The 10470-nt window shown below is 69.7% G+C and carries 9 protein-coding genes and 1 pseudogene; 5 read left to right on the top strand and 5 right to left on the bottom strand.

Annotated features, from left to right (window positions below):
• Positions 1-985, top strand: a 985-nt coding sequence (locus AB7U92_RS13760) for a GGDEF domain-containing protein (RefSeq protein ID WP_428577689.1), incomplete at its 5' end; no start/stop codon positions are given.
• Positions 986-1003: 18 nt separating this feature from the next.
• Here the strand turns inward: AB7U92_RS13760 and AB7U92_RS13755 are convergent.
• Genes AB7U92_RS13755 through AB7U92_RS13745 form a run of 3 tightly spaced genes read right to left on the bottom strand, consistent with a single transcriptional unit; the run spans position 1004 to position 4483 of the window.
• Positions 1004-3022 carry a S9 family peptidase gene (locus AB7U92_RS13755; protein ID WP_428577686.1) on the bottom strand — a complete coding sequence of 673 codons (2019 nt, stop codon included), beginning with the start codon at positions 3020-3022 and terminating at the stop codon, positions 1004-1006.
• Positions 3023-3047: 25 nt separating this feature from the next.
• Entirely contained in the window at positions 3048-3641 is a 594-nt protein-coding gene (locus AB7U92_RS13750; RefSeq protein ID WP_428577683.1) for a GNAT family N-acetyltransferase, read from the bottom strand.
• Positions 3641-4483: an AAA family ATPase gene (locus AB7U92_RS13745; RefSeq protein WP_428577680.1), complete on the bottom strand. Its 843-nt coding sequence runs from the start codon at positions 4481-4483 to the stop codon at positions 3641-3643. The genes AB7U92_RS13750 and AB7U92_RS13745 overlap by 1 nt, the downstream gene beginning before the upstream one ends.
• Positions 4484-4579: 96 nt before the next feature.
• Here AB7U92_RS13745 and AB7U92_RS13740 point away from each other — a divergent pair, with 96 nt between their 5' ends.
• The gene (locus AB7U92_RS13740; protein ID WP_428577677.1) at positions 4580-5230 is read left to right on the top strand and encodes a c-type cytochrome; all 651 of its coding nucleotides are present in this window, start codon (positions 4580-4582) and stop codon (positions 5228-5230) included.
• A gap of 122 nt (positions 5231-5352) precedes the next feature.
• Positions 5353-6575: pseudogene (locus tag AB7U92_RS13735) on the top strand (HD-GYP domain-containing protein).
• On the opposite strand, the gene cueR reads toward AB7U92_RS13735, so the two are convergent.
• Both cueR and AB7U92_RS13725 read right to left on the bottom strand, forming a co-directional pair.
• Entirely contained in the window at positions 6572-6970 is a 399-nt protein-coding gene (cueR, locus tag AB7U92_RS13730; protein WP_428577674.1) for a Cu(I)-responsive transcriptional regulator, read from the bottom strand. The pseudogene AB7U92_RS13735 and the gene cueR sit on opposite strands and share 4 nt — an antisense overlap.
• Positions 6967-9363, bottom strand: coding sequence for a heavy metal translocating P-type ATPase (locus AB7U92_RS13725; RefSeq protein WP_428577672.1), 2397 nt, complete (start codon positions 9361-9363; stop codon positions 6967-6969). Before AB7U92_RS13725 ends, cueR begins: the two co-directional genes overlap by 4 nt.
• 125 nt (positions 9364-9488) lie before the next feature.
• Between AB7U92_RS13725 and AB7U92_RS13720 the strand changes: the two genes are divergently transcribed.
• On the top strand, positions 9489-9680 hold the full coding sequence (locus AB7U92_RS13720) for a heavy-metal-associated domain-containing protein (protein ID WP_428577669.1): 192 nt from the start codon (positions 9489-9491) through the stop codon (positions 9678-9680).
• A gap of 52 nt (positions 9681-9732) precedes the next feature.
• A partial coding sequence (locus AB7U92_RS13715) for an ABC transporter substrate-binding protein (protein ID WP_428577667.1) occupies positions 9733-10470 on the top strand: 738 nt, incomplete at its 3' end.

Genomic DNA, 10470 nt, shown 5'->3' with positions numbered 1-10470 from the left:
GCGCAGCTGGTGGGCCTACGGCGGCGCCAACTTCTGCTTCGCGGCGGGTTTCGTGGTGCTGCGCCGCGGCATGGAGCGCTTCATGGGCGTCTCGCCGGCCGACCGCGAGCATGCGGCCACCCTGGCGGTTCTGGCCGCGCTGTTCACGGCCATCGGCCCGGGCGAGGAACAGGCAGTCCGGCGCGTTCTGCTGGCGTATGGCGCGCCAACCTGGGTGCTGGCGCGTACGGCCGCTTCGCTGCAGGGCGCCGTACGCGCCGAGTACGGCCACCGCATGGCCCTCGTGCTGGCCACGCCGGTGGCCATGGTGCTGGCCGTCTTCGGTGCGCGCTTCGTGCAGCAGGCCCTGCACGGCGGCGTCTCGCTGGAGATGCACCGCTACACCGAGGCCAACCGTGGGCTGCTCTACGCTTACGGCGTGATGGCGGCGACCTACAACTTCGGTTTCGTCGCGCTGCTGACGCTGCGCTACGTGCGGCGGCTGCGCGAGCTGACGCTGCACGACCCCCTCACCGGACTGCTCAACCGTCGTGCCCTCGACGCCGAACTGCAGCGCGAGTGGTCGCGCCTGCAGCGCGACGGATCCGCCTTCGCGCTGCTCGCCCTCGACCTCGATCACTTCAAGCGGGTGAACGACCGCTACGGCCATCTCGTCGGCGACGAGGTGCTCGCGCAGACCGCCCAGCGCCTGCGCGACACCGTGCGCGGCAGCGACCTGGTGGCGCGCACCGGCGGCGAGGAGTTCGTGGTGCTGATGCCCGGCATCGACGACGCCGGCGCGCAGGCGGCCGCCGAGCGGCTGCGCACGGCGGTGGCGGGCGCGCCCTTCGCGGTATCGACGGGGCCGCTGCCGCTGTCGGTGAGCGTGGGCGTGGCCACCGTCCACCAGCCCGGCAGCGAGCCGCGCGACGTGCTGCAGCGCGCCGATCGTGCGCTCTACGCCGCCAAGGAAGCTGGCCGCGACCGCGTGGTGATGGCCGCCTGAGCGGCTTTCTGCCGGCGCTCAGCCGGCCCTGCGCCGCGCCGCCGCTCGGCCGGGGTCGTGGCGCTTCAGCCAGTCGAAGAACTCGGCGAACCACAGCCTCGAGTTGCGCGGCTTGAGGATCCAGTGGTTCTCGTCCGGGAACCACACCAGCCGCGCATCGACGCCGCGCGCCTTCAAAGTGTTGTAGTAGGCCAGGCCCTGGCCGTCGGGCACGCGGTAGTCGAGGGCGCCATGGATCACCAGCGTCGGCGTCTTCATCTTTCCGGCGAAGGCGTGCGGGCTCTGCGAATGCACCTTGGCCATGTCGTCCCAGTAGCTTGCGCCCAGCTCGCGCGGGAACCAGGTGTAGGCGTCCTCGGCGAACATCGACACCCAGTCGAAGCAGCCGGCATGGCACACGTAGGCCTGGTAACGGCCGGGCTTCACGTGGCCGTTCATCCACGCCACCATGTAGCCGCCGTAGCTGCCGCCGGTGGCGAACACGCGCTGGCGGTCGATCCAGGGCTTCTTCAGCAGCCAGTCGGTGGCGGCCTCCACGTCCTGCAGCTCCAGTTCGCCCCAGCGGTGCGTGATGCTGTCGAGGAAGGCGTAGCCGAAGCCGCTGGAGCCGTGGTAGTTCACGCAGGCGACCACGTAGCCCTGCGCGGCGAATACGTGGTTGTTCCAGCGGTAGTGGAAGGTGTCGCCGCTGGCCGCGTGGGGGCCGCCGTGGATGCTGTGCAGCAGCGGGTACTTCCTGCGCGCATCGAAGCCGGGCGGGTAGACCACCCACATCTGTACCTCGTCGCCCTGCGCGCCCTTGAAGCGCACGTCCTCATGCGTGCCGAGCTTCAGCGCGGCCAGCAGTTCGTCGTTGAAGCGCTCCAGCCGGCGCGGCGGCTCGCCGTCGCGAAGTGCGTGCACACGCGCCGGGTGGTCCATCGCGTCGGCGGCGGTGACCACCACGCCGGCGGCGACGTCGAACGACTGCACCCAGCCGCCGGCGACGACGCGCGTGGCGCTGCGCGAGCGCAGGTCGAAGCGCCAGAGGTGGTTGCGCGCCTCGTGCTCGGCGGTGAAGCAGACCGACTGGCCGTCGTCGTCCCAGCGCAGCGGGGCGTGCATCGCGTGGTCCCAGGCGGCACTCGCCACCTTCCAGCGCCCGCCTCGCTCGAGCACGGCCAGCTGGCCCGGCATCGTGTGCTTGCGGCCCTGGTGGGCGGCGATGAAGGCGATGCGGCGGCCGTCGGGGCTGTAGCGCGGCGCCTCCATGTCCCAGGCCTTGTCGTGCGCCACGGTGGCGATGCGGCGCGTGCGCAGGTCGACCTCGGCCAGCGCGCGGCAGTTGTCCATGCGCTTCTCGCGCGCGGGGTCGTGGGCGAAGACGATATGCCGGCCATCGCTGCAGACGTCGAAGCAGTTCGCGTCCGGCTCGGCGCGCGACAGCTCGTAGCCGGTGCCTTCGAACAGGTCGACGATGCGGCCGCTGGCCACGTCGAACAGGTGCAGGTGGGCCACGCGGCCCATCGGAACGTGGTGGTCCCAGTAGCGGTACTGCGCCTCGCTGGTGACGTAGGCGGTTTCCTTGCGCTCCTTGAATTCCCTGAAGCGCTTCGCCTGCGCCCGCGTGCCGCGCAGCTCGGGCCACACCCAGGCGACGAAGGCAATGCGCCGGCCGTCGGGCAGCCACTTGAACGACTCGATGCCGGGCGCGAAGTCGCTGATGCGGCGGGCCTCGCCGCCGTCCGGCGCGATGACGTAGAGCTGCGACGTCTCGTCCTTCGCGCCCTGCAGCTCGCGCTTGGCGAGGAAGGCGATGCGCTCGCCGGTGGGCGACCAGGCCGGCTGCGCGTCCTTCTCGCCGCAGCTCGTCAGCCGACGAGGGCCGCCGCCGAAGGTCGACAGCAGCCACAGCGAGGTCTGGCCCCGGTTCTCCTCCATCGAGAAGCTCTGCACCGTGCACACCGCCTGCGAGCCGTCGGGCGACAGCGACAGCGCGGCGATGCGCTCGAACTTCCAGAGATCCTCGACGTCGATGCCTTTCCTGTTCTTCGCCATCGTCTCCTCGTGGGCGGTGTCGTGCTCAGCGCGGCCGGGTCAGCTGCCAGAGCAGGTGGGCCTTGACCTCCGGCCATTCGCCGGCGGCCAGGCTGTACATCACGGTGTCGCGAACCGTGCCGTCGCGGCGCAGCGCGTGATGACGCAGCACGCCGTCCTTGCGCGCACCGAGGCGCTCGATGGCGCGCTGGCTCGCGAAGTTGTAGTTGTCGGTGCGCCAGCCGACCAGCTTCGCCCCCAGCGTCTCGAAGGCATGCTGCATCAGCAGCAGCTTGGCGGTGGTATTGACGGCGCTGCGCTGGCGGCTGGCGGCGTACCAGGTCCATCCGATCTCCAGCCGCTCGACCGCCGGCACGATGTCGTGGTAGCTGGTGCAACCGATCATCTCGCCGCTGGCAGCGTCGAGCACTGCGAAGGCAAACCGGTGCCCCTCGGCGCGGCCGCGCAGCGCGGTTTCGATGTAGGCGCGAGTGGCCCCGGGTTCGGGGACGGAGGTGAAACGCAGGTTCCACAGCTGACCATCGGCGGCAGCGCGCCGCAGGCCGTCTTCGTGCTCCAGCACGAGCGGGACGAGCCGAACCGGGGCGCGCTCCAGCGTGACCGGGCCGACCGGCTGCATCAGCGGTTGTGCCTCTGCATGAAGACCAGCTTCTCGAACAGCGACACGTCCTGCTCGTTCTTCAGCAGCGCGCCCACCAGCGGCGGCACGCTGACCTTCTCGTCCTTGCTCTGCAGCGCGTCGAGCGGGATGTCCTCGGCGACCAGCAGCTTCAGCCAGTCGAGCAGCTCCGAGGTGCTCGGCTTCTTCTTGAGGCCCGGCAGGTTGCGCACCTCGTAGAAGTTCTTCAGCGCGGCGGCCAGCAGTTCCTTCTTCAGGTTCGGGAAGTGCACGTCGACGATGCTCTTCATCGTGTCGGCGTCGGGGAACCTGATGTAGTGGAAGAAGCAGCGGCGCAGGAAGGCGTCGGGCAGCTCCTTCTCGTTGTTCGAGGTGATGAACACCAGCGGGCGGTGCTTCGCCCGCACCAGCTCGCGCGTCTCGTAGACGTAGAACTCCATGCGGTCGAGTTCGCGCAGCAGGTCGTTGGGAAACTCGATGTCCGCCTTGTCGATCTCGTCGATCAGCAGCGCCACCGGCTGCTCGGCGGAGAAGGCCTGCCACAGCACGCCCTTGACGATGTAGTTGTGGATGTCCTTGACGCGTTCGTCGCCGAGCTGCGAATCGCGCAGGCGGCTGACCGCGTCGTACTCGTACAGGCCCTGCTGCGCCTTGGTGGTGCTCTTCACGTGCCACTGGAGCAGCGGCATCTTCAGCGCCGAGGCCACCTCCTCGGCCAGCATTGTCTTGCCGGTGCCCGGCTCGCCCTTGACGAGCAGCGGGCGCTTGAGCGTGATCGCCGCGTTCACCGCCAGCATCAGGTCCTGGGTGGCGACGTAGTTCTCGGAGCCTTGGAACTTCATGGATCGCGGGCGCTGGGGCGGGAAAGTGCGGTCAGGCCAGTATATCGGGGCCCCTATAATCGCCCGCTGACCCCGAAAACTGCGCTCCCGTTGACGATGAACAAAGCACTCTCGATGATCTTCGCGCTGGCGGCTGTTGCCGGCTTCAGCGGCGCCGCTTCGGCCCAGGATGCCAAGGCCGGCGAGAAGAAGGCCGCCATGTGCATCGGCTGCCACGGCATCCCGGGCTACCAGGCCAGCTTCCCCGAGATCCACAAGGTGCCGATGATCTCCGGCCAGAGCGGCAAGTACATCGTCGCCGCGCTGAACGCCTACAAGAAGGGCGAGCGCAAGCACCCGACCATGCGTGGCATCGCCGCCTCGCTGACCGACCAGGACATGGCCGATCTCGGCGCCTTCTACGAAACGCACGGCGGCCCGGCGAAGAACGCCGACGCGCCGGCGCCGACGTCGCCCGCCCAGGTGGCCGAACTGCTGAAGAAGGGCAACTGCGCCTCCTGCCACGGCGAGAACCTGAACAAGCCGATCGACCCGAGCTATCCCAAGCTCGCCGGCCAGCACGCCGATTACCTCTACGTGGCGCTGAAGGCCTACCAGACCGAGAACAACAGCCAGGTCGGCCGCGCCAACGCGATCATGGCCGGCATGGCCAAGCCCTTCAGCCACGCCGAGCTGAAGCTGCTGGCCAACTACATCGCCTCGCTGCCCAGCGACCTCAAGACGGTGCCCGAGTCGCGGTTCCGCTGAACCGCCCGCACTCGTGAGAAAGCCGCTGGTTTCCAGCGGCTTTTTCGCTTCTGTGATCGCTCAAGTCAGCCCCGCGCGGGCCGATACTCGAAGCAGCCGGTGCTGCCGGCCTCCGTCGCGCCATGCTGAAGAAGATTCCCGTCGAAGACCTGCGCCTGGGCATGCATCTGCACGCGATGTGCGGCGCATGGCTGGACCATCCCTTCTGGCGCACCAAGTTCATCCTTCGCGACTCGGCCGACCTGGAGAAGCTGCGCGCCAGCAGCGTCAAGGAGGTCTGGATCGACGCGGCCAAGGGGCGCGACGTCGAGCCGCCCGAGGCCGGCGTGGCACCGCGCCGGTCGTGGCCGAAGCGCCTCCTCCGGAGCCCCGGCCCAGCGCCGACCTGGGTGCCGAACTGCAACGGGCGTCGGCGCTGGTCAACCAGTCGCGCGAGGCGGTGTCGTCGCTGTTCGCCGAGGCACGCATGGGCCGCGCGCTCGACGCCGAGAAGTGCCTGCCGCTGGTCGACGAAATCGCCTCCTCGGTGTGGCGCAACCCCGGCGCGATCGTCAGCCTGGCCCGGCTGAAGACGCACGACGACTACACCTACATGCACTCGATGGCGGTGTGCGCGCTGATGGTCTCGCTCGGCCGCCAGCTCGGCATGGACGAGAGCACCGCGCGCGAGGTCGGCCTGGCGGGCATGCTGCACGACATGGGCAAGGCGGCGATGCCGCTGGAGGTGCTCAACAAGCCGGGCAAGCTGACCGACGACGAGTACGCGATCATGAAGACGCACCCGCAGCATGGCTACGAGCTGCTGCAGGAAGGCAAGGGCGTCGGCGAGGTCGCGCTGGACGTGACGCTGCACCACCACGAGCGCCCCGATGGCCGCGGCTATCCGCACGGCCTGGCGGGCGACGCGCTCAGCCGCGTGGCGCGCATGGGCGCGGTGTGCGACGTGTACGACGCCATCACCTCCAACCGCCCTTACAAGAGCGGCTGGGACCCGGCCGAGTCGATCGCCAAGATGGCCTCCTGGGCCGGGCAGTTCGACACCGAGATCTTCCAGGCCTTCGTCAAGAGCCTGGGCATCTACCCGATCGGTTCGCTCGTGCGCATGCGCTCGGGCAAGCTCGGCGTGGTCGTCGAGCAGAACGAGAGTTCGCTGGTCTCGCCCAAGGTGAAGCTGTTCTTCTCCACGCGCTCGAACATGCCGATCGCCGTCGAGCTGGTCGATCTCTCGTCCCCCGGCTGCAACGACGCGATCGTGGCGCGAGAGAGCAACGCCCAGTGGAAGTTCCCGCACCTCGACGAGCTGTGGGCCGGACCCGAGGTGCTGAGAAAGCTCGGCAAGTCCTAGTCCGACCGGCCGCCGGCCAGGTCGTCGAGGATCGGGCAGTCGGGGCGTTCGTCGCCGTGGCAGCAGTGCGCCAGGTGCTGCAGCGTGCGCTGCATCGCGCGCATCTCGTCGATGCGGCGCTGCAGGTCGGCGGCATGCTCGAGCGCGATGCGCTTGACGTCCTTGCTGCTGCGTCGGCGGTTGCGCCACAGTCCGAGCAGCGTCTCGATCTCCGGCAACCCGAAGCCGAGGTCGCGCGCGCGGCGGATGAATCGCAGCGTGTGCACCGTCGCTTCGTCGTACTGTCGGTAGCCCGCCTCGGTTCGCGGCACCTCAGGCAGCAACCCGAGACTCTCGTAGTGACGGATCATCTTGGCCGAGACGGCCGAGCGTTTCGCGGCTTCGCCGATGTTCATCGCTTCGGCTCCCAGCGCTTCAGAAGCAGCGCATTGGTCAGTACGCTGACGCTGGACATCGCCATCGCCGCACCCGCCACCACCGGGTTGAGCAGCCCGAAGGCGGCCAGCGGGATGCCGACCACGTTGTAGAAGAAGGCCCAGAACAGGTTCTGGCGGATCTTCGTGGTGGTGCGGCGCGAGATGTCGATCGCCTGCGCCACCAGCGCCGGGTCGCCGCGCATCAGCGTGATGCCGGCGGCCTGCATCGCAGCGTCGGTGCCGCCCTGTTCGCCCGCCATCGCCATGCCGACGTCGGCGGCGGCCAGCGCCGGCGCGTCGTTGATGCCGTCGCCGACCATCGCCACCTTGGCCGAGCCGTCGCGCAGCGAAGCCACCACCGCCGCCTTGTCCCCCGGCAGCACCTCGGCGCGCACGTCGTCGATGCCGAGCGCGCGGCCCACCGCGTTGGCGCTGCCGGCGTTGTCGCCACTGATCATCAGCGTGCGCAGGCCGAGCGATTTCAGCGTGGCGATGGCCACTGCGGCCCCGGGCTTGAGCGTGTCGCCGAAGGCGAACAGGCCGAGCAGCTGCCAGGCGCCGCCGTCGGTCCGGCCGGCGAGCCACGAGACGGTGCGCCCTTCGGCCTGCAACGCCTGCGCGCGTTCGCGCAGCGCCACGCGCGACAGGCCGAGCTCGTCCATCAGCCGCGTGCTGCCGAGCTGCAGTTCGCGGCCCTGCACGCGGCCGGCGATGCCGCGGCCGGGCAGGGCGCGCACCTCCGTGGCGGCCGGCAGCGGCGATGGTGCGGCGGCCAGCACCGCAGCGGCCAGCGGGTGTTCGCTGCCCGACTGCAGCGCGGCGGCCAGCGCCACCAGCGCTTCGCGTTCGAGGCCGATGCCCGCTGCCGGCTCCGCCGCGGCGAGCTGCGGCTTGCCTTCGGTGAGCGTGCCGGTCTTGTCGAAGGCGACGACGCGCACCGCATGCGCCAGCTCCAGCGCCTGCGCGTCCTTGATCAGGATGCCGCGCCGCGCGGCGGCACCGGTGCCGACCATGATCGCCGCCGGCGTGGCCAGGCCCAGCGCACACGGGCAGGCGATCACCAGCACCGCCACGGCGTTGAGCACGCCGGTCGACCAGTCGCCGGTCAGCATCCCCCAGGCCAGCAGCGTGACCGCGGCGATGCCCACCACCACCGGCACGAACACCGCGCTGACCTGGTCGACCAGGCGCTGGATCGGGGCCTTGGCCGCCTGCGCCGATTCGACCATGCGCACGATGCGCGCCAGCGTCGACTCGGCGCCGATCGCCTTCGTGCGCACCAGCAGCAGGCCTTCCGCATTGAGTGCGCCGCCGGTGACGCGGTCGCCCGGCTGCTTGGCCACCGGCAGGCTCTCGCCGGTGAGCATGGACTCGTCGGCGTGGCTGCGGCCTTCCTCGACGAGGCCGTCGGCCGGGAAGCGCTCGCCCGGCCGCACAACCACGAGATCGCCCACCGCCAGCTCGGCCACCGGCACGTCGAGGTCGATGCCGTCGCGCCGCACGCGCGCCGTCTCGGGCCGCAGCGCCTGCAGCGCGCGGATCGCGTCGGTGGTCTGCCGCTTGGCGCGGGCCTCCAGCCACTTGCCCAGCAGCACCAGCGTGATCACCACGGCGGCCGACTCGAAGTACAGGTGCGGCATGCCGCTGTCGTCGGCCCACCACAGCCACAGGCTGAGGCCATAGCCGGCACTGGTGCCAAGTGCGACGAGCAGATCCATGTTGCCGCTGCCAGCGCGCAGCGCCTTCCAGCCGGCACGGTAGAAGCGCGCACCGAGCCAGAACTGCACCGGCGTCGCAAGCAGCCACTGCACGAAGGGCGACAGCATCCAGTGGCGGCCGAACAGGTCACCGACCATCGGCACCACCAGCGGCAGCAACAGCAGCGCCGCCAGCCCGACCTTCCAGCCGTCGTGCGAGGCGGCGGCGGGCGGCGGCGGCGGCTGGTCGGCCACCACCACGTGCGCCGTGTAGCCGGCCTTCTGCACCGCGGCCATCAGCGCCGCGGCACTGGCCGCACCACGCAGCCGTTCGACGTGGGCCTGCTCGGTGGCCAGGTTGACGGTGGCCGAGATCACGCCGGGCACCGCCTTCAGCGCGCGCTCGACGCGGGCCACGCAGCTGGCGCAGGTCATGCCCTCGATTCGCAGCTCGGCGCTGTCGTGGGGTACGGCGTAGCCGGCGCGCTCCACGGCGGCGGCCAGGCTCTCCGCCGGTACGCGCTCGGCCAGCGTCACGGCGGCCGATTCGGTGGCCAGGTTGACGGTGGCCTGCGCCACGCCGGGCACCTTGGCCAGCGCGCGCTCCACGCGGCCGACGCAGGAGGCGCAGGTCATGCCCTCGACGGGCAGGGTGAGGGTGGTGTCGGTATTCATGCGAGCAGTCTCGACGTTGACATCATGTCAGGGTCAAGGGGAATTTCGCTTGATCTTTCCGCTTGACCTTGCCACGGTGTCAAGGTCTATCGTTGGCGCATCCCGAACCCGACCTGGAGATCACGATGATCGAACTGACCCTTCCCGACATGACCTGCGGCCACTGCGTCAAGACCGTCACCGGCACGGTGCAGAAGCTCGACGCCGCCGCGCAGGTGCAGTGCGACCTGGCCACCCATACGGTGCGCATCGAGACCACGCAGTCGCCCGAGGCCGTCAAGCAGGCGCTCGAAGAGGAGGGCTACCCGGCACGCTGAGCCGCGCAGGCCCCTACACTGCGGCCACTTCGAACCTCATGGAGTGGACCGCATGCTTCGACTGATCGCCACGAGCGTCACCGCCGTCGCCCTCGTTGCCACCTTCGCCACGGCCCAGGCGCAGACCCTGCGCTGGGCCAGCCAGGGCGACCCGCAGACCATGGACCCGCACTCGCAGAACGAGTCCATGACCAACATGATGAACGGGCAGGTGTACGAGAAGCTCGTCACCCGCGACAAGCAGCTCGCCATCGTGCCCGCGCTGGCCACCGAGTGGCAGCAGGTCTCGCCGACACTGTGGCGCTTCAAGCTGCGCCCGAACGTCAAGTTCCACGACGGCACGCCCTTCACCGCCGACGACGTGGTCTTCTCCATCGAGCGCGGCGCCGCACCCACCTCCACCATCAGCCAGTACGCCACCGCGGTGGGCAAGCCGCGCAAGGTCGACGACCTGACGGTGGAGTTCCAGCTCGCTGCGCCGAACCCGATCTTCCTGCAGCACCTCGAGACGCTGTGGATCATGAGCAAGGTGTGGAGCGAGAAGAACAGGGTCACCCGGCCGCTGGACTTCAAGAACAAGGAAGAGAGCTACGCCGGCCTGAACGCCAACGGCACCGGGCCGTACATGCTGGTCAGCCGCGCGCCGGGCATCAAGACGGTCTACAAGCGCAACCCGAACTGGTGGGGCAAGTTCGAGGGCAACGTGCACGAGATCGTCTACACGCCGATCGGCAACGACGCCACGCGACTGGCCGCGCTGGTCTCCGGCGAGATCGACTTCGTGCTCGAC

The organism is Piscinibacter sp. (assembly GCF_050175855.1).
GTDB lineage: Bacteria > Pseudomonadota > Gammaproteobacteria > Burkholderiales > Burkholderiaceae_C > Piscinibacter.
This window is presented reverse-complemented; position numbering and strand designations above follow the sequence as displayed.

Coding starts and splice junctions, on each gene's coding strand:
- AB7U92_RS13755 (WP_428577686.1), bottom strand. CDS start 3,022: ATGGCGAAGAACAGGAAAGGCATCGACGTCGAGGATCTCTGGAAGTTC.
- AB7U92_RS13750 (WP_428577683.1), bottom strand. CDS start 3,641: ATGCAGCCGGTCGGCCCGGTCACGCTGGAGCGCGCCCCGGTTCGGCTC.
- AB7U92_RS13745 (WP_428577680.1), bottom strand. CDS start 4,483: ATGAAGTTCCAAGGCTCCGAGAACTACGTCGCCACCCAGGACCTGATG.
- AB7U92_RS13740 (WP_428577677.1), top strand. CDS start 4,580: ATGAACAAAGCACTCTCGATGATCTTCGCGCTGGCGGCTGTTGCCGGC.
- cueR (WP_428577674.1), bottom strand. CDS start 6,970: ATGAACATCGGCGAAGCCGCGAAACGCTCGGCCGTCTCGGCCAAGATG.
- AB7U92_RS13725 (WP_428577672.1), bottom strand. CDS start 9,363: ATGAATACCGACACCACCCTCACCCTGCCCGTCGAGGGCATGACCTGC.
- AB7U92_RS13720 (WP_428577669.1), top strand. CDS start 9,489: ATGATCGAACTGACCCTTCCCGACATGACCTGCGGCCACTGCGTCAAG.